The sequence below is a fragment of the Bacillus nakamurai genome (assembly GCF_001584325.1).
In the GTDB taxonomy this organism is placed as follows: Bacteria; Bacillota; Bacilli; order Bacillales; family Bacillaceae; genus Bacillus; species Bacillus nakamurai.
In genome coordinates, this window is record NZ_LSAZ01000002.1 from 25,844 (window position 1) to 50,034 (window position 24,191).

The window sequence follows — 24,191 nt, forward strand, 5'->3', positions numbered from 1 at the left end:
ATTTATGGAAGAACAATTAATTTCTAAAAAAGAACTGCTTGAAGAAACGTCAATCTCGTACGGACAGTTGTATCGCTGGAAACGGAAAAATTTAATTCCTGAGGAATGGTTTATCCGAAAATCAACATTTACCGGGCAAGAAACGTTTTTTCCGAGAGACGATATTTTAAAGCGAATCTCCAAAATACAAAAGATGAAGGAAAATCTGTCTCTTGATGAAATGAGGGATATGCTGTCTCCTAAAATGACGGATGTCAGCATGACGGAGGAAGAGCTGCTTCAAAAAGGACTGATTTCAAAGGCTGCGCTTCATGTCTATGCATCTGGGGAAAGTGAAGCCTGCGCGGAATTTACGTCCCGTGACCTGCTGTCTTTATATGTGATTGAAGGGCTTTTGCAGTCAGGCAGTATCAGCCTTGATGAAGGAAAAATGGCGGCGGATGTGCTGAAAAGATACGATGCTTCGGAAATGAAGGCTCATACGGAGCTGGTCATTTTGCGAAAGCTCGGCGTCACCACCTGTTTTATCGCAGATGCAGAACACATTCTTTTTGAACAGTCTGTCAAAGTGGTCGAACGGGTGGCGCTTAGGGCGGCATCTGAAGAATTAAAAACGAAGTTTATGCAGGAGGACCATCAATGAAAGTAACGGATAAATTAGTCATTAACGGTTCAGGAAGCTCAAAAGGAGGCTCCTTTCAAACAGTTGAAATAAACGGAAGCGGCACGGTGTCCGGCGATTTGGAGTGTGAGACACTTTCGTTTAACGGCAGCGGAAAAGCAGACGGCAGTGTAAGGGCTAAAACCATTACCATCAGCGGATCAGGGAAAATTCACGGCGGCGCAGAAGCCGAATCCATCCGTATAAACGGAACGGGCGCCATTCAAGGGGATGTCAGCACGGACCGGCTGAATATTGCGGGTTTTTCGACCTTCGGCGGCATTGTTAAAGCCGATGATATTTTCATATCCGGCAAAGCGGCTATTGAAGGCGATTGTGAGACGGAGATATTCCGGTCTGAAGGAAAATGCAAAATCGGCGGCCTGCTGAATGCTGATCAGGTCAAGATCAAACTGACAGCCGGAGAGAGCCATGTGAGAGAAATCGGCTGCCGCCATTTGCAGGTGACAAGCCGAAAAGGAGTGCTCACGCGGATGAAACTGATGCCTGCCCCGGTATTGACTGCTGATTTGATTGAGGGAGACATCATTGAACTGACGGATACGAAAGCAAAAACAGTTCGCGGAAATACAGTGCGAATCGGTTCCGGTTGTCAAATTGAGACGGTGGAATACAGCGGCGAATTTACGTGTGACCCGTCCGCTTCAGTAAAGAAAAGCGTGAAGATATAGGAGGATTACGGTGGAGACGACAAAAAAACTGAGCAATTTAAAATTGTACGGAGCCGGGCATGCCGCCGGCGGCTCCTATCATTATGTAAATATTAAAGGCGAAGGTATTGTCGGCGAAGGGCTTCAGAGTGAACGCTGCCGGATTTTCGGCACGGGCCGTTTCCTCGGAGATGCTGCCGTCAATCGGTTTCGTATAGTCGGAGAAAGTGAAGTTGAAGGAAATCTGTCTGCCGGCGCAATCACCGTGTTCGGTTCGATGAAAATCGGCGGGTCTCTGCAATTCAGGGAGATGAAGCTGAAAGGGCTTGCTGAGATTTCCGGCCATGCAGCAGGTGATCATTGTGAGGTAAAGGGCAGTCTTACGGTCAAAGGTGATTGTGAGACAGAGCGGTTTATTGCCGCCGGCTGCATAGACGTAGCGGGGCTGTTAAATGCCGGAGAGGTTAAAATCAATTTGCGTTATGACGCAAGCCGGGTGAAAGAAATCGGCGGCACATCTATTGCCGTCAAACAGAAAACGGGTTTTTTCAAACGAAAAGAAGGCACACTTTCAGCGGAACTGATTGAAGGTGACACGATTTATCTTGAAAACACAAATGCCGACATCGTCAGAGGAAAGCATGTGGAAATCGGCCCAGGCTGCAAAATCGGTAAAATCGAGTATCAAACGAGCTGCAAACGCCATCCGCAATCAAGCGTTCATGAACACATTCAAATATAAAACATTGTTATGTTGCATGAAAAAGGGTGCTCTCTGTCGGAGCACCCTTTTTTCAGCCGTTATTCTTTCTCAGGTTTGCTATCATAGCCCGCCGTAAAAATGGATACTAAAAAAGTGAGAATGACCCCCAGCATGATGATCGTTTTCATCATTTCTCCTCCTCTTTGTTTTTCCATTTGATGTCCGAGTCTGGATGAAACTGTATTTCCTTTATTATGAACGGTGCGTAGGACCCTTGTCAATGACCGCTGAAACCTCTTTATTTTTAAGAAACGAAAAGCATGTGTCATCACATCACCGCATAGATTGTATCAAAGTACCTTATTTATAGCGCATTAACCATGATAGAGGAGGTTCTTATGGATATATTAAAGAAAATTGAAAAGTACAGAGAGGAAGAGCAGCGTCTCAAATGGGAAGGGACGTTCGCTGATTATTTGGAGATCATAAAAGAAAATCCATTGGTCGCGCAGTCTGCTCATTCTCGCGTATTTAATATGATAAAAGACAGCGGAATTGAGGAGGCTGACGATAAAAAAACATACAGCTTTTTCTCACGGGAGCTGTTCGGGCTCGAGGAATCGCTGGAACGGCTCGTAGAAGAATATTTTCACCCGGCTGCCAAGCGGCTTGACGTAAGAAAGCGGATATTGCTGTTAATGGGGCCTGTCAGCGGCGGGAAATCAACACTTGTCACCATGCTGAAAAAAGGACTTGAAGCCTATTCCCTGACTGACAACGGCGCTGTTTATGCCATTAAAGGCTGCCCGATGCACGAAGACCCTCTCCATCTCATCCCCCATCATCTGCGCGACGACTTCTATAGAGAATACGGGATCAGAATCGAGGGCAGCCTTTCTCCCCTCAATGTCATGCGGCTTGAAGAAGAATACGGCGGCAGAATTGAGGAAGTAAAGGTTGAGCGTATTTTCTTCTCTGAGGATAAGCGGACCGGGATCGGAACCTTCAGTCCATCCGATCCGAAATCTCAAGATATCGCCGATTTAACGGGAAGCATTGATTTCTCAACAATTGCTGAATACGGGTCAGAATCAGACCCGCGCGCCTATCGGTTTGACGGCGAATTAAATAAAGCGAACCGCGGGATGATGGAGTTTCAGGAGATGCTGAAATGTGATGAAAAATTCCTGTGGCACCTGCTGTCGCTCACGCAGGAAGGAAATTTTAAAGCCGGGCGTTTCGCTCTGATCTCAGCCGACGAACTGATTATCGCCCATACAAACGAAACGGAGTACCGGTCTTTTATTGCAAATAAGAAAAACGAAGCACTCCACTCCAGAATCATCGTTATGCCTGTCCCGTATAACTTAAAGGTGTCCGAGGAAGAGCGGATTTATGAAAAAATGATTTCTGAAAGTGATGTGTCTGACGTTCACATCGCCCCTCATACATTAAAAGTGGCTGCGATGTTTTCGATTTTAAGCCGTCTGAAGGAGCCGAAGCGGTCTGATATCGATTTGGTCAAAAAAATGAGGCTGTATGACGGAGAAAGCGTTGAAGGATACAACTCCGTCGACCTTGAAGATATGAAGAAGGAATATCATGATGAAGGAATGAGCGGAATTGACCCGCGTTACGTCATTAACCGGATTTCTTCAACGATTATCAGAAAAAATATGGAGTCCATCAATTCGCTCGACGTGCTCCGTTCTTTGAAAGAAGGGCTTGAACAGCATCCGTCCATCTCAAGCGAGGACAAAGAGCGTTATTTGAATTTTATTTCTGCGGCCCGTAAAGAGTACGATGATATCGCCAAAAAAGAAGTGCAAAAGGCGTTCGTCTACTCATATGAAGAATCTGCAAAAACGCTGATGGACAATTATTTAGACAATGTCGAAGCTTACTGCAACAAAAATAAGCTTCGTGATCCGCTGACGGGGGAAGAAATGAATCCTGATGAAAAGCTGATGAGATCGATCGAAGAGCAGATCGGCATTTCAGAAAACGCGAAAAAAGCGTTCCGCGAAGAAATTTTAATCCGTATTTCCGCTTATGCGAGAAAAGGAAAACGCTTCGACTATAATTCCCACGAAAGACTGCGTGAAGCGATTCAGAAAAAGCTGTTCGCCGATTTAAAGGATGTAGTGAAAATTACGACCTCAACCAAGACGCCGGATGAGCAGCAGCTCAAAAAGGTCAATGAAGTTGTGGCCCGTTTAATAGATGAACACGGCTATAATTCGACAAGCGCAAATGAATTGCTGAAGTATGTCGGAAGCCTGCTGAACCGCTGATGCTTAAGTTTCATCAGAACCCGTCCTTTTACGGACGGGTTCTTTGTCTTTTTTTCGCAATTGTTTGTCAATTGACGGAGCGGATCGGCATAAGATAAAAATAAATCTTTTCGGCGGACTTGTTTCATAAACCAGCCCAAGCCGGAATACACATGTAAAACGAACATAACGGTTAAGGAGGGGAATTCATGTCCCACAATGACAGCGGCAATTTTTTGATTTCAGAGGAAGACTGGTCCCTCCATCGCAAAGGCTTTGACGACCAGCAGCGCCACCAAAAGAAAGTGCAGGAAGCCATCAAAAATAATCTGCCAGATCTTGTGACCGAAGAAAGCATTATTATGTCCAACGGAAAAGATGTCGTGAAGATTCCGATCCGTTCGCTTGATGAATATAAGATCCGCTATAACTATGATAAAAACAAACATGTGGGCCAAGGTGAAGGTGACAGCCAGGTCGGCGATGTCGTCGCCAGGGACGGCGCGGATAAAAAGCAAGGGGCCGGAAAAGGCCAGGGAGCCGGCGACCAGGCGGGCGAGGATTATTATGAAGCGGAAATTTCATTAATGGACTTAGAGGAAGCGCTGTTTAAGGAATTAGAACTGCCGAATCTGCAGCAAAAGGAAAGGGACAATATCGTCAATACCGATATCGAGTTTAATGACATCCGGAAAACCGGGTTAACAGGGAATATTGATAAGAAAAGAACGATGATGTCCGCATATAAACGAAACGCCATGTCCGGAAAACCGTCGTTTTATCCGATTTATCCGGAGGATTTGAAATATAAAACATGGAATGATGTAACTAAGCCGGAGTCGAAAGCCGTCGTTTTAGCAATGATGGATACAAGCGGTTCGATGGGCGTCTGGGAAAAATATATGGCGAGAAGCTTCTTTTTTTGGATGACACGATTTTTACGGACAAAGTATGAGACGGTTGATATCGAATTTATCGCCCATCATACGGAAGCGAAAGTCGTGTCGGAGGAAGATTTCTTCTCCAAAGGGGAAAGCGGCGGAACCATCTGCTCATCCGTTTACCGAAAGTCTCTTGAATTAATTGATGAAAAATACGACCCGTCCCGCTATAACATCTATCCGTTTCATTTCTCGGACGGTGATAATTTAACGTCAGACAACGCGCGGTGCGTGAAACTTGTCAACGACATTATGAAAAAGTCGAATTTATTCTGCTACGGCGAGGTCAACCAATATAACAGGCATTCCACGCTTATGTCCGCGTATAAAAATGTCAAGGACGATAAATTCAAATATTACATTTTAAAACAGAAATCAGACGTTTTTCAGGCGCTGAAAAACTTTTTCAAGAAAGAGGAAATAGGAGTAAGCGGTTAACAGCCCTTCCCGGAAAGCCATGTAGAAATCGTACAGCAACGGTTCTCTGCACGGCTTTTTTTTATTAAAAATAAGGCATAAAAAAAGATCGTAAAAAATGAAACTTTTCTCTTTACAAATCTTATTTCATTTATTAATATTTTATCTTGTGAACTATTATTAAGGGAATGAGGTGAAAATACGGTGATTGAATCAGAGCGTGCTTTGCTCAGTTTTGAACAGCTGTTTGATACATCCAGATCAATTTATAAAAAGCAAAAGATGATTCTGGAGACTGTTCTTGAGCCTTTTGATATTACAGTCCTTCAATATCTGCTGATGTACAAAATACACAAGAGCGGAAGCACGGCGCTTTCAAGGCTGGCTTTGTCGCTGGATCTGAAACCGGCGTCTGTAACCAGAATGACGGACATTCTGTATAAGCGCCGCTTAATGGTTCGGAGCGACTATCACGATGACCGGCGTGTTGTTATGATTCAGTTAACCGAAGAGGGGGAAGAACTTCTACAGAAAGCTGCTGTTCAGTACGCTGAAAAAGCGGCAGGCCTTTACAGGCAGCTTAATCCCGCAGAACTGCAGTACTTGCGTAAGCTTGCAGAAAGTTTAACGAAGCTTGCGAACGGCTGTGCAGTGAAAAACGGAAAATAAAAAAATTCCCACATATTTTTATCATCATTCCACAAAATGATAGAGGAAGAAACGAAAGGAGAAAACAAAATGAACAGAGGACGTTTAATTCTGACCAACATTATCGGTTTGATTGTTGTTCTTGCAATTATAGGCGGAGGTGCTTACTACTATTATCAAAGCACGCACTATGTAAAAACCGATGAAGCAAAAGTAGCCGGCGACATGGCTGCAATCACAGCTCCAGTAGCTGGTAAAGTAACAGACTGGAACCTTGATGAGGGGAAAGAAGTAAGCAAAAACGACGTTGTTGCGAAAATCAAAGGCCAGCAATCAGCTGACGTTAAAGCCATCATGGACGGAACAATCGTGAAAAACGAAGTGAAAAACGGCCAAATGGTGCAAGCGGGTACAACAATTGCCCAAGAAATTGACATGAAACACCTTTACATCACAGCTAACATTAAAGAAACAGACATTAAAGACATTGAAGTAGGAAACAAAGTAGACGTTGTCGTTGACGGCGATCCAAATACAACATTTGACGGAACAGTAGAAGAAATCGGCTATGCGACAAACTCTACATTTGATATGCTGCCGTCTTCAAACTCAAGCGGCAACTACACAAAAGTAACGCAAAAAGTTCCTGTTAAAATTTCACTCAGCAACCCATCTGACAAGGTGCTTCCTGGTATGAACGCATCTGTAAAAATCTCTGAATAATACAGATCAGTCATCAAACCATGAAGGGAGGTTGTCTTAGGTGGCTAAATCAGATAATCAAGTAAAAAGTCCTAAAACATTGCTTATTGTGCTTATGGCCGGGTTATTCCTGGCGATCTTGAACCAAACGCTTCTAAACGTGGCGATGCCGCACTTAATGACCGAGTTCGGTGTGAGTGCATCGACGATTCAGTGGCTGACGACCGGGTATATGCTGGTCAACGGCGTGTTGATTCCGTTATCGGCCTTCTTAATTACCCGATTCGGACAGAGAAGCCTCTTTCTCGTCGCCATGTTCTGTTTTACAGCGGGAACGTTAGTCTGCGGAATCGCGCCTAACTTCTCAACCATGCTGATCGGCCGGTTAATTCAGGCGGTCGGCGGCGGTATACTTCAGCCGCTTGTTATGACAACCATTCTGCTTATCTTCCCGCCTGAAAGCAGGGGGAAAGGAATGGGGATTTTCGGTCTTGCGATGATGTTTGCTCCTGCGGTCGGACCGACTCTTTCCGGCTGGATTATTGAGCATTACACATGGCGGATCATGTTCTACGGCCTGGTTCCGATCGGGGCAATCGTTATTATCGTAGCGTTTTTCCTCTTTAAGAACTTGGTTGAACCGCAAAAAATCAAACTCGACAGCTTGGGTGCGATCCTTTCAATTATCGGATTTGCCTCATTGCTTTACGGAGTCAGTGAAGCGGGAAGCGACGGCTGGGGAGATCCGATCGTTCTGTCTACCGTTATTGTCGGTATCATTGCGATTGCGGCATTTGTCATTCAGCAGCTGCGCTCAGACAAACCGATGCTTGACTTCAGAGTATTTAAATACGACATTTTCTCACTGTCCAGTGTCATAAATGTCATTATTACCGTTGCGCTTTACACAGGGATGTTCCTGCTTCCGATTTACTTACAGAACCTGGTCGGCTTTACGGCGCTTCAATCCGGTCTATTGCTCTTGCCGGGCGCGATTGTCATGCTGATCATGTCGCCGATTTCTGGAATTCTGTTTGACAAAATCGGTCCGAGACCGCTTGCGATTATCGGGCTGGTCATTACGGTTGCGACGACATTCCAATATACAAAATTGACAATTGATACGCCTTACACGCACATTATGCTTGTCTACGCGATCCGCGCGTTCGGTATGTCATTGTTAATGATGCCAGTGATGACAGCCGGGATGAACCAGCTTCCGGCCCGCTTGAACAGCCACGGTACGGCGATGAGCAACACGCTCCGCCAAATCAGCGGTTCAATCGGAACAAGTTTAATCACAACGATTTACACGAATCGCACGACATTCCATTATGCGCAAATTGCCGATAAAACAAGTACGGCTGATCCGAGCTTTATGCAGTCATTCCAAAGCGCGGTTTCGAATTTAATGGTTAACATGAACATGTCCCTTGATGCAGCCAAAACAACCGTGTATTCATATCTCTACAAAACGGCTACACTTAATTCCAACGTAATGGGAATTAATGATGCGTTTATGTGGGCGACGATCTTTGCGGTTATCGGCGTTGTCTTAAGCCTTTTCTTGCGTGACGTAAGAAAAGACAAACAAAGAGCGAAGAAAAAAGAGGAGCTGTCATTGCTTCCGGCCCCTAAAGAAGTGAAGGAATCTTAAACTTGTGATTGGGAGGTTTCCTGAATGAAAATTTACGTAGTGTACGATAGTGAAGGCGAACACACAAAACATCTTGCCGAAGCCATTGCAGAAGGTGCAAGAGAAAATGATGCGGCTGAAGTTCTGATCGACCATGTCGATCATGCCGACATCCGCAAGCTGAAAGAGATGGACGCCATTATCTGGGGCTGCCCTGGACATTTCGGCACAATCAGTTCAGGCTTAAAAGCGTGGATCGACAAGCTCGGCTATCTGTGGGCTGAGGGCGAACTGATCGATAAAGTCGGCGCTGTTTTCTGTACGACGGCGACAACGCACGGCGGATTAGAAATGACTATGCACAATCTGATCACTCCGATGTTTCACCAAGGCATGATTGTTGTCGGTCTGCCGGGCAATGTTCCTGAAAACGCGCTGTACGGCTCTTACTACGGCGCAGGTGTCACATGCCCGGTTGACAGTGATGTGCTGATAACGGAAGAAGGCCTTCAGTTAGGCCGCGCGCTTGGCAGACGTGTCAGCCAAGTCACAGGTAATTTAACAGCCGGACAGTAAGGAGAGGGTTATATGGCCATTATTATAGCGGTTATTGCTGCTGTCATTGTGATTGCACTTCTTATCACATTCAACGTCCGTAACACTTCTGCTGGACAAAATGTAAAAAATGAAACAAGAGAAGCGATCGGCACTTCAGCCGAACAGCCGGAAAAGCATGATCCGGCCGTGGAACGCTCGGCTGAACATGTTCCCGTTGTTGTAAAGTCTGATTCTCCTAAAGAGAAAAAGAATACAATGGCCGACGATGTTTACCGTCAGGCGCTTCAGAAGTTTAAAACTTCTGACGGGGAGCAGCCGAAAAACGATCCAACAAGCGACAAAATGCAGGATAGCAGCTATCGTGATGCGCTGCTCTCCTTAAAAAACAAAAAGAAATAACGGAAAAAGGCAAATCTGCGTGAAAGCGGATTTGCCTTTTTTTGCATTCTTTTCTGAGGATGAACTAGTGTACTATGGTACTCATACACTGGAGCTGGAATGGAGAGAGAAAGAAAATGAATTCGTTTTTAGGTTTGCTGAAAAAAGATGCGAAGCTTTCATGGATAGGGCTGGCCGTATGGCTGTGCGGCATGATTTGCTGTGCCCTGATAGCACACGCCATCGCTGCCCGTGAAAAAGCACCGCTGGTCATATTCGGTTTCTTCGCGATGATGGGATTTTTTCAATTTCTGCTGTCGCCGCTTCTTATGTACTACCACCTTCGTAAAGAAGGGAAAAACCAGCTTTGGCTTTACAATCCGAATGGCGGGTTTTATTTACTGGCTTCCAAACTGACAGTTTCTTTGCTGTATCAGGTGATAGCGCAGCTGGCTTTGACCGGGTATGGAATCTGGATGTACCGTATGCTTTCTGTAAAAGGACTGTTTGAACAACAAATTCCATTGGCCGGCACGATCAGCTTGCTGAATGTTTACATGCTGATCAGTTCAGCGTATTTGTGTGTGATTGTAGCCGTATTTTGGACCGTTTTTCACTCTTTAAAACATTTCCCCGTCCTCCGCTGGGTGATTTGCGTCGTTATCGCAGCAGCATGGTCCTTTGTAGATAATAAAATCATTACGCCTTTTACAGAAATGGGAAGTCAGCTCTGGCCGGTAAAAGTGTATAGCGACTTTGAGTTTCATTACGTAAAGCCGATAGGCTGGACCGTAGAGATGAAGGCCGTTCATTTATCGCTGCTTGAAATTCTTGTGGTGATTGTGCTGACCGCGCTGTTTCTTATTCTCGCTTCCGTCCTGCTTAATCGCAAGGTTGAGGTGTAATGATGGAACATGACTTCCAATCATCGAAGCCGATTTATTTACAAATTGCCGACCGTGTGTATTATCGGCTGATTCGAAGCGAGCTTTCACCGGGTGACAAACTCCCATCAGTCAGAGAGATGGCTGTGCAGATGAAAGTAAATCCAAATACCATACAAAGAACGTATAGTGAGATGGAAAGGCTGGGGATCGTGGAAACAAGAAGAGGGCAGGGAACCTTTATAAGAAAGGCCTGATTTGACGGCGGAGCTGAAAGACAGGCTTACAAAAGACGTGTTAAAACGTTTTGTCCAAGAGATGGCGGAACTTGGTTTATCTAAAGAAGAAATGCTGGACGGGATCAAACAATATGCGGAGGAAGACAAACGATGAATCTCGCTTTTCAACATGTAACAAAAAAATACGGCCGCAAGCTTGCGGTCAAAAACGTATCATTCTCATTGTCTCCGGGGAAAATCTACGGCCTTTTAGGGCCGAACGGAAGCGGCAAATCAACAACGCTGAAGATGCTTGCCGGTCTTGCGTTTCCGACATCCGGCTCCGTAAAAATCGGTGACCGCACCGTAAGCCGGAACATGCTTTTGCAAACAGCCTATTTAACGGAACATGACATGTTTACCGGCCGCGTTACCGTCGGCGATATGCTCTTATTTTATCATTCTCAATTTCCGGATTTTCAGCTGGAAAAAGCGTGTGAATTATTAACGGAAATGAACCTTTCAACAGAGCAGAAAATAAAAGAGCTGTCAAAAGGCAGCCGGGGCAGGCTGAAAATTGTTGCCAACACAGATTTATCACAGTATATGAATGGCACACCTGCTGTTGAGGGGATGACGATGACCTTTTCTGTCGTCATGCTTATCATCTATTTTGTTATTTTTCAGCTCCTTGCATTTGGCGTGTTCTTAAAACGTGATATCGCTACCTGATATAAAAAAAGCTGTTTTGCATTTGCAAAACAGCTTTTTAAATTGAAAAAAAAACCTGTCGGCTTACGCCGGCAGGTTTTAAAACAATTTATGCTTTTGTTACGTTAGCAGCTTGTGGTCCGCGGTTTCCTTCAACGATTTCGAAAGAAACAGATTGGCCTTCTTCTAAAGTTTTGAAGCCTTCGCCTTGAATAGCAGAGAAGTGAACGAATACATCGTCTTGACCTTCTACTTCGATGAATCCGAATCCTTTTTCAGAGTTGAACCATTTTACTTTACCTTCTAACATGAAATTTCCTCCTAAAGCGACATTACGCTTAAATTCACTATTCTTGCTCTAAAACAAACTTCCAAGACGAAAACTCTTACAAAACTTTCTTCTTAAAGATAGTTCGAACAAAAATAATTACCTTTACTCTACCAGTAATCTTGAGAAAAAACAACTGCTAAATGTAACTTTTTTTTGAAATAACGATTTTAATGAAAGAAACGTACTATTATATACAGGAAAAGCCGATACGGAACCCCCTAAATAAAATTGACAACCCTGTTTTAAATCGGGTAAGGTTAAAATTACAATGATTCCGAATTATGGTACAACTTCTTTATATAAAAATAGATAGGGAGTATGGTCATCTTGAAACAGCGGCTTTTATACAGTCTGTTCTTCTTCATTCTGATCATTTTACTTACTTCATGCCATTATCCCGCCGAGAATCGCACGATAAACATCGGAATTAATGAGTCTGATCAATCTATCTGGGATTTTGTCGCAAAAAAAGCCGAAAAGGAAGGGCTGAAGCTTTCTTTCATACCGTTTTCAGATTATGCTGAGGCCGATTTGGCTCTTGCCAACGGAGAGCTTGATGCGAACGCGTTTCAAACGCTTTCTTATTTTCAGACCCTGTCCCCGAATGTAAAAAAGGAGCTGGCCCCTTTAGGAACGACATATGCGGCGTCGCTTGGAATTTATTCAAAACAGCATAAGCGACTGAAGGATATACCGGACGGGGCGGTCATTGCGGTCCCTGATGAAGCGGCGGCCTTCGGCAGGGCGCTCGTTCTGATGCAGGAGGCTGAATTTATTACATTGAAAAAGGGATTTACCGGGACGGGTTCTGCCGATATGATCAAGGACAACCTGAAGCATGTAACGTTAAAAACGGAAATGGAAACGAACGCGTATAAAGAAGTATCACATGCTGATGCTGCCGTTCTGAGTAAACATGACGCCGAAAAAGCGGGATTCAATGCTGAAAAGGATGCGCTGATCCAATCGGGGCAAACGAAAGAAGCGTATATCCATTTGATCGCCGTAAGATGCGAAGACAGGGATAACGAGCAGTTAAGAAAAATTCTGGCGCTGTATCAATCAGACGATACCGCCGCGTTTATTGAAAAAAAATATCAAGGGAGCCTGATTCCCGTTTTTCTGACGGGCAGCGCCCTCACCGAAAAGAAAGAATGAATCCCCTTCGGAATTCATTCTTTTTTTTTTTAGTGCTGCACACTTTGTTGCGGCCTGATGTTTTGGCTTCGTACAGCAGGCGGTCTGCGATCAGAGGCAGGGCTTCCGGATTTTCCGTATTTGTCGGATAATGTGCAAAGCCAAGGGAGACGGTCACGGGGATCGTATCTCCGCTCGTTAACAGGATCGGCTCTTCATCAATCGTCTGCCTGATTTCTTCTGCCAAGTGCAGTCCTTTAGAATGTGTGCAATTCGGCATAAGCACGGCAAATTCCTCACCGCCGATTCGGGCTGACGGATCAGATCTGCGGATCACCAGCCTGAGGCGGGCTCCAAGTTCTTTCAGCACCTGATCACCTTCATAATGGCCGTATTGGTCATTAATCTGTTTAAAATGATCGATATCTAAATAAAAAAGCGCGAGCTGAGAAGAGGCCGAATGGGCTGCTTGATCGTAAAGGAGACGAGATACCTCCTCGAATTTTCTCTTATTGAAAATTCCCGTCAGAAAATCATAATTCGCTTGAAACTTATATTGTTTAAACAAAAGATGGGCATCCGCCTCGTGTTTAATTAAGTAGAGACACAGCCCCCCCGCCCAAAGTGGAAATCAGCCAATAACAAACGAGGAGCTGGACAGGCTGTTTAGGCAGAAATAGCATAGTAATGGTAAAAATAACGTTTGATAGAAGCAGCATAACGAACGCCTTCTTGCGATCCGGTTTTTTTCCTCGGAGAACAAGCACCGAGATGAGCGCGATAACGCCGACTGCGGCGGTGGAATAAATCGCGCTTATGTTAAAACTGATCAGCATACGGCCTGCGACGATAATCGCAAAGGCGGCTGCCGTAGACACCCAGCCTCCGTAAAGAGCGGCGATAATAATGGGGATATTTCTCAGATCGATAATCGAATGAGAGTAAGAAAAGCCGAAAACAATCAGAAAGACCCCTAAAAGTCCGCAGGCCGCCCCTTTGAATAATTGAAATACCGGACGGTCTTCTTTATGCGAAAGCGTTTCTTTAAAAAGGAGGGTGAAGAGATAGTTGAATGTGATTAAGATGGTCAAATTGAGAAAAAGTTCCTTTAGCATAACAATCACCCTTATATAAGTTACTAAAGAAAGAGTGGAAAGAAAAGAGAAAAATCAAAAGAATACATATATTGTTAATTCTTACTTGACCTATCGGAATTCGTGTAATATAGTGTTAAAGGATAATGAGCAAGGGAGTGTTTACCTGTTTTGGAGAATTTATTTGTTGTTTTACATGTTATCATTATGCTTTTGCTTATAGCGGGTCTGTATGTGATGCAAAAAAAGCATGTTTCCTTTTCTAAGCGTGTGTTTACGGCGCTCGGATTAGGCATTGTATTCGGATTTGCGCTTCAATTGATCTACGGGCCGGCTTCACATATTGTCACACAAACGGCTGATTGGTTTAATATTGCCGGCGGCGGTTATGTCAAATTGCTTCAGATGATCGTTATGCCTCTAGTCTTTATTTCTATTCTGGGCGCGTTTACGAAGCTGAAGCTCACTCATAATATCGGAAAGATCAGCGGATTGATTATAGGTATTTTAATTGCCACTACTGCTGTTGCCGCGGCGGTAGGGATCATTTCCGCCCTTTCCTTTGATCTTCAGGCCGTTCATATCGACCAGGGGAGCACTGAATTATCAAGAGGCCAGGAGCTTCAGCAAAAATCTGAGGATATGACAGCGAAATCGCTTCCTCAGCAAATCGTTGAGCTTTTGCCGGGAAATCCGTTTCTTGATTTCACGGGGGCAAGACCGACTTCCACGATCGGAGTCGTCATTTTTGCCGCCTTTCTCGGAATTGCCTTTCTCGGCGTAAAGCGGAAGCAGCCGGAGCATGCTCAAACATTCAGCGGGCTTGTTGATGCGGTTTACGCCATTATTATGCGGGTTGTCACTTTGATTTTAAGACTCACGCCTTACGGGGTATTGGCGATTATGACGAAAACGATTGCGACAAGCGACATTGACAGCATCGTGAAACTGGGGATGTTTGTCCTCGCTTCCTATGCCGCATTAATTGTAATGTTTATCATTCATTTGCTGTTGATTACCTTCAGCGGATTAAATCCGTTCACATATGTCAAAAAAGCGTTCCCGGTGATGGTATTTGCGTTTACGTCCCGTTCAAGCGCGGGTGCATTGCCGCTTAATATCAAAACACAAAAAAGCATGGGCGTACCGGAAGGAATCGCAAACTTTGCGGGTTCATTCGGTTTATCGATCGGTCAAAACGGCTGTGCCGGAATTTATCCGGCGATGCTGGCGATGATGATTGCGCCGACAGTCGGTCAAAATCCGTTTGATCCCGCGTTTATTGTTTCGGTCATCGCGATTGTGGCGATCAGTTCATTCGGTGTGGCGGGCGTAGGCGGCGGAGCAACATTCGCGGCGCTTCTCGTTTTATCCGCATTAAATATGCCGGTCGCGCTTGCGGGCTTGTTAATTTCAATCGAGCCGTTAATTGATATGGGGCGCACGGCTTTAAATGTCAGCGGCAGTATGACCGCGGGGCTGTTAACGAGTAAATTGACTAAAGAGGCTGATACTGCGGTATATAATGATTCGTCAATTGTTATTGAAGCGGAAGAAGCTTAAAAAAGCGAGTAATCCAAACGGATTACTCGCTTTTTAATGGGTTCCGGGTTCTAAATCTTCCAGCATATTCATTACCGTGCTGTCATTTAAAACATTTACTGCGCTTTCTTCAAAGTGAATCGGCTTAGTATAATGAGGCTTTACTGACGATTCTTTTCTGCGGTCCGTGTGTTCGTGAGAATTCCTTCCGCTGTATGACTGCTTAGTCCTGTCAGCCGTGTGAGACGTATCAGCGGTTTTGTGCTGGGCTTGAGAAGCCTGCTGATGCTGCTGTCCGCCTGAATCACCGCCGAATGCCTGTTTGATGAATTCGGCAGGCTGCATTGAGCCCTCCTGCTTGTGCTGTGAGCGGTCTGTGTGCTGTCGGTGCTGCGGGCGCTGCTGTTCACTTGTATCACCGCCGAATGCCTGTTTAATGAATTCAGCAGGCTGCATCCCCGTTTTATTTTCCCGATGCATTTGGCCTGACATCATTCCGCTGATTTTACGGCGGATTTCCGGAGATAAGGCGGCGATAAGCAATGATGATCCGATCACCAGCGCTGTCGGGCTGATTCCTCTTTTTTGTCTGAACATGATAATCCCTCCTTACACTCGATTGATAAGGTTATCTTTCCCTTCTATCCGGCATTTATCCAAAAGGCTTGGGGAAACGGCATGCATAAATTGAGCTGAATAGAAAAACCTATACGTAAAGTGAGAAAGGAGGAATTCACATGATAAAAAAACAAGCAGTCATATCAGCTCTTCTCTTGCCGATGCTTATCACTGCAGGGTGCAGCATGGGGAATCAGGGAGAAGGCAAACGCCACAACCGTACTGAGAATGTAAATTACCGCAACACGCCTAATGACGGTGCGACTAATATGAATACGACGAACCGCAACAACAATAACGTCGATCACAATGTCAACCGCAATGATAACCGTAACCTGAGAGTTGCGGATAAAGCAGCTGATAAGGTCACGGATTTAAAAGAAGTTAAAAATGCTACTGTGATCATTTCAGGCAAAAGCGCTTATGTCGCTGTTGTGCTGACAAACGGCCAAAAAGGCGCAATCGCCAACCATTTAAAACAAAAGATCACAAATAAAGTGAAATCTGCTGATAAGCATGTCAGCACTGTTTATGTCTCAGCGAACCCTGACTTCGTGGAACGTATGCAAGGTTACGGAAAACGAATCAGAAACGGTCATCCGATTTCCGGTTTGTTTGATGAGTTCGGCCAAATGGTCCAGCGTGTATTCCCGAATCCCAATAAATAATGAATGAAAAGCCGCATCCACATGCGGCTTTTTTATTTGCTCTGCCGTCACGACTGCCATTTTGCGCGCATAAAGTAAAGAATGAGACTGAAAATTGACCGGATCGGGGAGGGAGCTTGTTTGCGTGACGGCATGGCGAAACGGGCGGCATTTACTCTGGTCCTGTGCGGGGTTCTTGTCATACTGGCTGTAAGCTCAGCCGTTTCACTAAGCATGATGTATATCCTGTCAGTACAAGACAGCCACTCTGTTCCGACGAAGGAACAAGTGACAAAACATATGAAAAAAGAGGCTTTCGGGCATACAGCCATTTACTATACGGCTGAGGAAAAGCCTTTATTGCCGCTGACCGAAAACACCTTGGACTATGCAAAACGTATCAATCAAATCATAGTGGGTTATAAGGGCGCAGCACCGCTTGATCTTGTTTTTTTTCCGAATGAATCCAAAATCGAACAATATTCGGGGCTGAAAAACGTAGTCGGGTTTTACTCGGAACAGGAGCAGATGATCGGGCTTTTGCCTGAAGAAAAAAACCAGCTTCTAAAAAAGGATGAAATGGCCGTTTTTATATATAAGCAATTGATCATCCATGAATACACCCACTTTGCATTTCATCAGAAAACGCGCCAGATGGGAACAGATACGGCCGAGTTTCCGCTTTGGTTTCACGAGGGATTGAGTGAATGGGTCGCGCATTATGATTTAATCATTGACCCGATTACATTTTCTGTCGTGCCGTTTGATGAATTAACGACAGACCGGGATTGGCAGAAGTCGCGCTCCGCTTATGAAACAGATGTGTATTTGCAGAGCTTCTATATGATAAAGGACTTGACCGATACGTTCGGAGAAGGAATTGTTTTAAAAATTATGAAGAAGACCGCCGAGGAACAAAATTTTGAAAAAGGGTTCCGGGAAGCGGCGAAAGAAAGCCTGACACAGTTTGAACATGATTTCACAAAAGCATACGGAAAAAAGAAAACGGCATTGGATACGTCATTACCCGCTGCCGTTTTCTTTTTAGTGAAGGCCCTGCTGTCCCGTGTTTCCTTTGATCGGGGGCATTTGCGGCTGCCCTTGAGCCGGCGCAAAAGAATTGAGCATCGTCTGCATATCCTGCGCATTCAGCTGAGGGACCTGATAATAGCCGTGTTTATTTTGATATAAGAAAATTTCATACGCCATTTCAACATATTGCTGAATTTGTGCAGATAGCACTCTTCTTGTTACCGGGTTTGTCATTTCAAGCGAACTCATTGTTAACAAAGAAGCCTGAGATTTGATCAAACCGAGCATATGGCCGGATATACCAAGATCCTTTACATCAGAAAGTGACTGATTCGGTTTTTTAGGCTGTGTCGGTTTAATCCCGTAGACCGCTTGGTTATTTTCCTTCATCATGTACGTCGCGGTTTCCTGAGAAGGCTTTTGCCCTGTTTTAAAGCATTCTGCCGTGAGGTTGTATTGAGTCAGGATAAATTGATACTGGCGATCAAGTATATCGGCAAGCTCTTGGTCTTGTATAAATTGTCTGAGGATCATAAATTGGTCCAATACGCCGACTGTTCCGGCAAGCACTTCATGCATGTCAAATAGCTCATGTCCCCCGTGATTGACTTGCGGTGAACCGGGCATTCCTTGATTTACTGGGGGCTGCTGCTGATTTTGCTGTTCCACTGGTCGTTTTCCTCCTTCATGTCAAATCATACTTAAGATGTGAAGAAAGCCGATTCGTTATACATCAAGAATTGCAGAGTAGGGATATTTTACTATTTTGTGGAAACTAGAAACAATCTTTACAATAAAGTGATGTGATTTTCAAAAAAATAAGCTAACGTATTCTTTAGAAGACAAGGGGGGAAATGAATGAGAAGAAAAAGCAGTATTCGTCTGTTTTGCTTACTGTTAACGGTCTGTTTAGTGATACCGAATGTTCTGCTCTATGCTGGGGCTGCACGAGCGATAACGGCTGAAGAAGCCCTTCAAAAAAAGGAGGGGAATGCTGAAGGCAATGCCGGACAAGCCGGCTCTGGTGACGGAAAACTGCTGCTGGACGGCGGCAAAACCGAGATATCACCTGAAAAAGCACTCCCCGTCCATATCCCTTCCGTATACAAAGACAAATTCAATCCGAATGTGCGCGGTAAAAAAATATCCGTTCAAGAAAATCTTACAAACGTTTCTCAAACAATAGAGGCAAAAGACATAAAGACCTTGTCAGTCAGCCCGTCCTCCCAAACATCGATACCTATAAAAGAAGCCCGAGCCGAACGGAATAAGCGTGTAACTGTCAAAGGGATCGTGACGGCGGACCAAGCCGCGATCGGCGGAGGAAAGCTGTCAACATTCATACAGGATGATTCGGGCGGCGTCAATATATACTCCGCATCGGCAAACAATTTTCCTGAATTAAAAGAAGGCATGGAGGCAGTGGTGTCCGGAAAGACAGCCGTCTACCAAGGCCTTACCGAAATCATTCCCGACTCGATTCAAATCACCGGCGAACATAAACCCCTGCCTGAGCCGAGGCGGCTGATATTAAAAGACTTACAAGACAAAGACAGTATATATGAGGGACAGCTTGTCACTGTAAAAGCATATCTTTCTTCACTCCCGGGTTCTCCGGCCGGAGGCGGTTATAATTCCGTGATCACAGATGAGGACAATCGTTCATTAACCCTCCGAATCATGGAAGAAACAAACGTCACACAGCATCTGCAAACAGGCAGATGGTATAACATAACGGGTGTATTAGGCAAATATCAATCTCTTCAGCTTCTTCCGCGAAAGCCGGAAGACGTCAGTTTATTAGATGAACAGCCAAAGCCGCCATCAGCAGAAGGGGAATATCAAGCGGTTGTGGATCGTATTGTTGACGGCGACACGATAAATGTCCGGACACCGATCCTCGGCACTTCAAAAATCCGCCTCGTCAACACGGACACACCGGAAACCTATCATACGCCAAAAAATGAGCTTGATGAAAACCAGCTGTATTTCGGAAAAAAAGCGTCTGATTATGTAAAAACGATTCTCGCGCCGGGTGATCAGATCACCGTCAAAGTCGGACAAGAAGCAAAAGATACGTACGGAAGGATGCTGGGGCAGATCATAACGGAAAAAGGGATGAACGTGAATCTGGAGCTGGTCAAAAACGGGTACGCGGCAACCTATTTTATATGGCCGGTTCAAGACAATACAGAGTATGAGACATTCCAGCAGGCAGCAGCCAAAGCAATACAAGAGAAAAAAGGCATTTGGAACGAAGAAAATCCGCTGAAGGAAATGCCGTTTGAATTTCGGGCAAGAGAAACCGGAAAAGGTCTTACCAGATATGTCGGAGATTCTTCCGACCGCACTTATGTTTCACCTGAAGAATGGAAAAAAGTCACCGCCGAACACAGAATTTTCTTTTCTTCAGAAAAGGAAGCAGAAAACGCGGGATACAAAAAGCGCCAGAAAGCCGATGAAGGCAATGTTCCGCTAAGGATTATCAGCATGAATGATTTACACGGCAAAATCGATCAGCAATACGGGCATGACCTTAACGGTGACGGCAAACCGGATGGCACATTCGGCCGGATGGATTACGCCGCCGCATATATAAAAAAGGCAAAAGCGGAGAAAGACCATACACTTGTGGTGCATGCCGGCGATATGATCGGCGGGAGCTCTCCCGTATCAGCCCTTTTCCAGGATGAACCGACAATTGAAATGATGGAAGACATCGGCTTTGACGTCGGGACTGTCGGCAACCACGAATTTGACGAAGGAACGGATGAGCTTTTGCGGATCATAAATGGAGGCGAACATCCCGGCGGAAAGGGGACAAGCGGTTATGACGGACAAAATTTCCCCCTCGTCTGCGCCAACTGTAAGCTGAAATCAACAGGAGCGCCATTTCTGCCTTCCTATGAAATCAAAAATGTCTCAGGAATTCCGGTCGCTTTTATCGGGGTAGTGACCAAATCGGCAGCGGGCATGGTCATGCCGGAAGGAATTAAAGATATTACGTTTACAGACGAAGTAAAAGCTGTCAATGAAGCGGCGGCCGAGCTGAAGAAAAAAGGAATTAAAGCAATCGCGGTGCTCGCCCATATGTCTGCTGAACAAAATGGAGACAAGATTACCGGAGAATCAGCAAAGCTCGCCAATGAGACAGACTCAGAAATTGACGTTATCTTCGCCGCGCATAATCACAAAGTCGTAAATGGGGAAGTGAACGGCAAGCTGATTGTGCAGGCGTTTGAATACGGAAAGGCAATCGGGATTGCCGACCTCGAACTTAATAAAGATTCAAAGGACATAGTGAAAAAATCAGCTGAAATCGAATACATCGATCAAAGCAAAATCAAACCCGATCCGAACGCGGCGGGCATTTTAAGCAAGTATGAAGAGAAAGTAAAACCCATTATCAGCGAAGTGGCCGGAGAAGCGGCTCATGATATAACAGGCGGCTATTCAAATGACGGAGACACGGCGCTTGGCAACCTTATTGCCGATGGCATGAAGGCAAAGATGAATTCCGATTTTGCGCTTATGAATGGGGGCGGCATCCGGGACAGCATAAAAAAAGGCCCGATCACATGGGGAGACCTTTACAATATACAGCCGTTCGGAAATGTGTTAACGAAGCTTGAAATCAAAGGGAAGGATCTGCGGGAGATTATCAACGCGCAGATTTCGCCGACCCTCGGGCCGGATTACAGCATCAGCGGATTCTCCTATACGTGGGACCCGAAAACGGCCAAAGCAGTTGATATGAAAATGGCAGACGGCACAGACATACAGCCTGAAGCCGTTTATACATTAACCGTCAACAACTTTATGGCGACCGCAGCGGGCGCAAAATACGGCCCCATCGGAAAATTGGGGAAAAATCCGGCAACTGGGCCGGAGGATTTAGAAGCAACACTGGCTTTTGTGAAAAGCTTTAAAACGCCGATTTCTTATCAAGCGGAAGGTCGGATTCAGACAGCGAAAGGCGCTGAAACACCTGATGACGGCAGCAATCCGCCCGGAAAAGGAGAAGAACCGGACGGCGGCAGCCAGCCTGATAACGGAGAGAAACCCGACCAGCCAGAGCGGCCGAATCAAGAAGAAAAGCCGGACAGCCCTGAACAGCCAAATTCAGAAGAACAGCCCGGGGATACAGTTCACTCAGGCAATAAAACCGGCCCGGCTCCTGTCAGCTATAGGGAAAACGGAGCGGAACAGACAGAAAGCGGCACACCAGATGGACATTCGCTCCCTGATACCTCGGCGGGCCACTATCAAATCATACTGATCGGTATCGCAATCACAGGCTCCGGCGTGTATTGGTATTCCAGAAAGAAAAGGAGAACCCGGATGCAATGAACAAAATGAAGCACATTCCTCTTCTGGTCATCATCATCGGTGTCATCATCACTTGTTACGGAAGCTGGAAAATCATTGACACACATATGAAAACAAACCAATCGCTTGAGGAAGCGAAAAAAGCGGCGGCGCCAGGCGGAACAGAGGGGAAAACAAAAAAAAGCGCCGTCCAAAAACAGCGCAAAGCAGCGTTTCAGCCCGAGACCGGAAAAGCGAGCGGCATTTTAGAAATTCCTAAAATAAACGCTGAGCTTCCGATCGTGGAAGGGACTGACGCAGATGATTTAGCAAAAGGTGTCGGGCATTACAAGGACAGCTATTACCCGGGCGAACACGGGCAAATCGTTTTATCAGGCCACAGGGATACCGTATTCCGCCGGACGGGGGAGCTGAAAAAAGGTGATCAGCTCATTATCATCCTGTCTTACGGGACCTTTCCTTATAAAATCAGCCATACAAAAATCGTCAGCCAAAGCGATACGTCGGTCATAACCCTTCAGCATGAGCGGGAGGAACTGATTCTGACGACATGCTATCCGTTTTCATATATCGGAAATGCGCCGAAGCGATATATTATTTATGCTGAACCGGCTTAGGAAAAATAAGCCTCGACAAAGCGCAGCAAATCATCGGGCATCGGTGCTTCGGCGATGATTTCTTCTCCGGTCAGCGGATGAACGACTTTTACCTTTTTGGCGTGCAGCGCCTGCCTGTGAAAAAGCGTCCGGCTGCCGCCATACAGTTCATCCCCGGCTAAAGGATGGCCGATGCTCGCCATATGGACGCGGATTTGATGCGTTCTTCCTGTTTCCAGCTCCAGCTCCGCAAGAGAAAGCCGCGCGCCGGGATGATAGCCCTTCACTTCATAATGCGTCAGGGCCGCTTGTCCGCCAGGTGAAACGCGCCGTCTGACCGGATGTGATCTGTCGCGGCCGATCGGGGTATCAACCTTACCTTTTTTCGGCTTCAATTTTCCTTCCGCAACAGCTGTATACGTGCGTTTTAATGTTTTGGTTTCCAGCTGGCGGTCAAGGATGGCGTGAGCAAGGCGGTGCTTGGCGAACACGACTGCACCCGAAGTGTCCTGATCCAGACGGTGAACGTGGCGGACCTTCGCCTGTTCGCCGTTGATTTGGAAATGATAAGCGATGAGATTGGCAAGAGTTCCGGTCTGTCCTTCTTCATTAGGATGAGTCGGCATTCCCGCCGGCTTATTTGCGATTAATAAATGGCTGTCCTCATATAAAATATCCGCTTCACCGTACTCCGGAATAATGGAGGATTCTGCTTTTTCCTGAAGATCAATGAACAAGCGGTCGCCGGTTTTGAGGATGATATTGTTTTTTGGTGTTTCGCGGTTGACTTGAATGCTTTTTTGTTTCATCCATTCTGCTATCACGGGTTTTGACGCCTGGAATTCTGATTTGAGGACGGAAAACAGCCAATGTCCGCTGTACTTTTCCGTCACCTGTAATTCCAGTCCGCGGCCTTTTTGTTTCATTTTGTGAAGCTCCTTTTCATGCGGAAAGCGGCTGTTTCAACAGGAAACACTTACCTTAGCTTTCGCGATTTTTTCTATGCTATTCTTGATAAAGATTGAAGGATATTCGCATGGCAAGAAAGGTGATTGATGTGAGAATTGTGAACGCAGCGACTGATGGACAAGAAAGCGCGATAAAAGAGCTTTCCTCCGAACTGTTTGAAAATGTCTTTCCTCTTTATTTCTCCGAACTGGAAATTGAGCGTTTTAAAAAAAGGGGCGTATTGTCCTTACAAAACCAACTTTACCAAGGAACATTAAAAGAAGCGTTTCAAATTATGGCTTGTCTGCAAACGGTACATATCATTTTGTCAAAGCAAGGTGCAGCGTACGATGTACAGGCGCTGTTTAATAAAAACTGTGCTTTGCTGAATGAATGCGGAATGTTATTTCCATTTACCTATGATGATTTTCAGACAGGCGGAAGATCAGCGGCTTACGGTCACAGAAAGCTGATCTGACGGTGGAAGAGCCTTTTAATAGGGCTCTTTTTTGCTTC

Annotated in this window: 21 protein-coding genes and 4 pseudogenes; 20 read left to right on the forward strand and 5 right to left on the reverse strand. The window is 45.5% G+C overall.

Features of this window, described 5'->3' with window-relative positions; translation table 11 throughout:
- Positions 1-4: 4 nt before the first annotated feature.
- The 13 genes and pseudogenes from AXI59_RS00735 to AXI59_RS00795 all read left to right on the forward strand — a co-directional run.
- Positions 5-643: a YhbD family protein gene (locus AXI59_RS00735; protein ID WP_061521720.1), complete on the forward strand. Its 639-nt coding sequence runs from the start codon at positions 5-7 to the stop codon at positions 641-643.
- On the forward strand, positions 640-1,353 hold the full coding sequence (locus AXI59_RS00740) for a polymer-forming cytoskeletal protein (protein WP_061521721.1): 714 nt from the start codon (positions 640-642) through the stop codon (positions 1,351-1,353). The genes AXI59_RS00735 and AXI59_RS00740 overlap by 4 nt, the downstream gene beginning before the upstream one ends.
- A 10-nt stretch (positions 1,354-1,363) precedes the next feature.
- A complete protein-coding gene (locus AXI59_RS00745; RefSeq protein ID WP_061527108.1) occupies positions 1,364-2,074 on the forward strand; it encodes a hypothetical protein in 711 nt (236 codons plus the stop codon).
- 359 nt (positions 2,075-2,433) lie between these two features.
- Entirely contained in the window at positions 2,434-4,329 is a 1,896-nt protein-coding gene (gene prkA, locus AXI59_RS00750) for a serine/threonine protein kinase PrkA (RefSeq protein ID WP_061527109.1), read from the forward strand.
- Positions 4,330-4,517: 188 nt separating this feature from the next.
- Positions 4,518-5,687, forward strand: a complete 1,170-nt coding sequence (gene yhbH / locus AXI59_RS00755; protein ID WP_061521725.1) for a sporulation protein YhbH — start codon at positions 4,518-4,520, stop codon at positions 5,685-5,687.
- A 183-nt stretch (positions 5,688-5,870) separates the two neighbouring features.
- A complete protein-coding gene (locus AXI59_RS00760; protein WP_061521726.1) occupies positions 5,871-6,335 on the forward strand; it encodes a MarR family transcriptional regulator in 465 nt (154 codons plus the stop codon).
- A 36-nt stretch (positions 6,336-6,371) separates the two neighbouring features.
- Positions 6,372-7,037: an HlyD family secretion protein gene (locus AXI59_RS00765; protein ID WP_156476194.1), complete on the forward strand. Its 666-nt coding sequence runs from the start codon at positions 6,372-6,374 to the stop codon at positions 7,035-7,037.
- Between the two features lie 94 nt (positions 7,038-7,131).
- Positions 7,132-8,673, forward strand: coding sequence for a DHA2 family efflux MFS transporter permease subunit (locus AXI59_RS00770; RefSeq protein WP_156476201.1), 1,542 nt, complete (start codon positions 7,132-7,134; stop codon positions 8,671-8,673).
- A gap of 24 nt (positions 8,674-8,697) precedes the next feature.
- Entirely contained in the window at positions 8,698-9,228 is a 531-nt protein-coding gene (locus AXI59_RS00775) for an NAD(P)H-dependent oxidoreductase (RefSeq protein ID WP_061527111.1), read from the forward strand.
- A gap of 12 nt (positions 9,229-9,240) precedes the next feature.
- Positions 9,241-9,609, forward strand: coding sequence for a hypothetical protein (locus AXI59_RS00780; protein ID WP_061521730.1), 369 nt, complete (start codon positions 9,241-9,243; stop codon positions 9,607-9,609).
- A 116-nt stretch (positions 9,610-9,725) separates the two neighbouring features.
- Positions 9,726-10,493 carry a hypothetical protein gene (locus AXI59_RS00785; RefSeq protein ID WP_061521731.1) on the forward strand — a complete coding sequence of 256 codons (768 nt, stop codon included), beginning with the start codon at positions 9,726-9,728 and terminating at the stop codon, positions 10,491-10,493.
- A gap of 2 nt (positions 10,494-10,495) precedes the next feature.
- Positions 10,496-10,850: pseudogene (locus tag AXI59_RS00790) on the forward strand (GntR family transcriptional regulator); the annotation flags it as partial.
- Positions 10,851-10,861: 11 nt separating this feature from the next.
- Positions 10,862-11,272 (forward strand): annotated as a pseudogene (locus AXI59_RS00795) (ATP-binding cassette domain-containing protein); the annotation flags it as partial.
- A 238-nt stretch (positions 11,273-11,510) separates the two neighbouring features.
- On the opposite strand, the gene cspB reads toward AXI59_RS00795, so the two are convergent.
- Positions 11,511-11,711 (reverse strand): cold shock-like protein CspB, encoded by a 201-nt coding sequence (gene cspB, locus AXI59_RS00800; RefSeq protein ID WP_003155376.1) that lies wholly within the window; start codon positions 11,709-11,711, stop codon positions 11,511-11,513.
- A 339-nt stretch (positions 11,712-12,050) separates the two neighbouring features.
- On the opposite strand from cspB, the gene AXI59_RS00805 reads away from it, so the two are divergent.
- Positions 12,051-12,890 carry a MetQ/NlpA family ABC transporter substrate-binding protein gene (locus AXI59_RS00805; protein ID WP_061527112.1) on the forward strand — a complete coding sequence of 280 codons (840 nt, stop codon included), beginning with the start codon at positions 12,051-12,053 and terminating at the stop codon, positions 12,888-12,890.
- Here AXI59_RS00805 and AXI59_RS00810 read toward each other — a convergent pair.
- A pseudogene (locus AXI59_RS00810) lies at positions 12,871-13,984 on the reverse strand (diguanylate cyclase). The gene AXI59_RS00805 and the pseudogene AXI59_RS00810 sit on opposite strands and share 20 nt — an antisense overlap.
- A gap of 150 nt (positions 13,985-14,134) precedes the next feature.
- On the opposite strand from AXI59_RS00810, the gene AXI59_RS00815 reads away from it, so the two are divergent.
- Entirely contained in the window at positions 14,135-15,526 is a 1,392-nt protein-coding gene (locus tag AXI59_RS00815) for an L-cystine transporter (protein ID WP_082791690.1), read from the forward strand.
- 33 nt (positions 15,527-15,559) lie between these two features.
- Here AXI59_RS00815 and AXI59_RS00820 read toward each other — a convergent pair whose 3' ends face one another.
- Positions 15,560-16,102 carry a hypothetical protein gene (locus tag AXI59_RS00820; RefSeq protein WP_061527113.1) on the reverse strand — a complete coding sequence of 181 codons (543 nt, stop codon included), beginning with the start codon at positions 16,100-16,102 and terminating at the stop codon, positions 15,560-15,562.
- A 140-nt stretch (positions 16,103-16,242) separates the two neighbouring features.
- On the opposite strand from AXI59_RS00820, the gene AXI59_RS00825 reads away from it, so the two are divergent.
- Together AXI59_RS00825 and AXI59_RS00830 are read left to right on the forward strand one after the other, a co-directional pair.
- On the forward strand, positions 16,243-16,791 hold the full coding sequence (locus AXI59_RS00825; RefSeq protein ID WP_061521738.1) for a YhcN/YlaJ family sporulation lipoprotein: 549 nt from the start codon (positions 16,243-16,245) through the stop codon (positions 16,789-16,791).
- A 120-nt stretch (positions 16,792-16,911) separates the two neighbouring features.
- Positions 16,912-17,811 (forward strand): annotated as a pseudogene (locus AXI59_RS00830) (hypothetical protein); the annotation flags it as partial.
- 3 nt (positions 17,812-17,814) lie between these two features.
- On the opposite strand, the gene AXI59_RS18955 reads toward AXI59_RS00830, so the two are convergent.
- Positions 17,815-18,429 carry a spore coat protein gene (locus AXI59_RS18955; RefSeq protein ID WP_082791694.1) on the reverse strand — a complete coding sequence of 205 codons (615 nt, stop codon included), beginning with the start codon at positions 18,427-18,429 and terminating at the stop codon, positions 17,815-17,817.
- 231 nt (positions 18,430-18,660) lie between these two features.
- Between AXI59_RS18955 and AXI59_RS00835 the strand changes: the two genes are divergently transcribed.
- Entirely contained in the window at positions 18,661-22,152 is a 3,492-nt protein-coding gene (locus AXI59_RS00835; RefSeq protein ID WP_061527114.1) for a 5'-nucleotidase C-terminal domain-containing protein, read from the forward strand.
- The gene (locus AXI59_RS00840) at positions 22,149-22,748 is read left to right on the forward strand and encodes a class D sortase (protein WP_061527115.1); all 600 of its coding nucleotides are present in this window, start codon (positions 22,149-22,151) and stop codon (positions 22,746-22,748) included. Before AXI59_RS00835 ends, AXI59_RS00840 begins: the two co-directional genes overlap by 4 nt.
- Here AXI59_RS00840 and AXI59_RS00845 read toward each other — a convergent pair.
- Complete coding sequence (locus tag AXI59_RS00845) at positions 22,745-23,653, reverse strand: RluA family pseudouridine synthase (RefSeq protein WP_061521377.1); 909 nt, start codon at positions 23,651-23,653, stop codon at positions 22,745-22,747. The genes AXI59_RS00840 and AXI59_RS00845 overlap by 4 nt on opposite strands.
- Positions 23,654-23,763: 110 nt before the next feature.
- Between AXI59_RS00845 and AXI59_RS00850 the strand changes: the two genes are divergently transcribed.
- Entirely contained in the window at positions 23,764-24,153 is a 390-nt protein-coding gene (locus AXI59_RS00850) for a DUF5365 family protein (protein WP_061521378.1), read from the forward strand.
- The last annotated feature ends 38 nt before the right edge of the window (positions 24,154-24,191 follow it).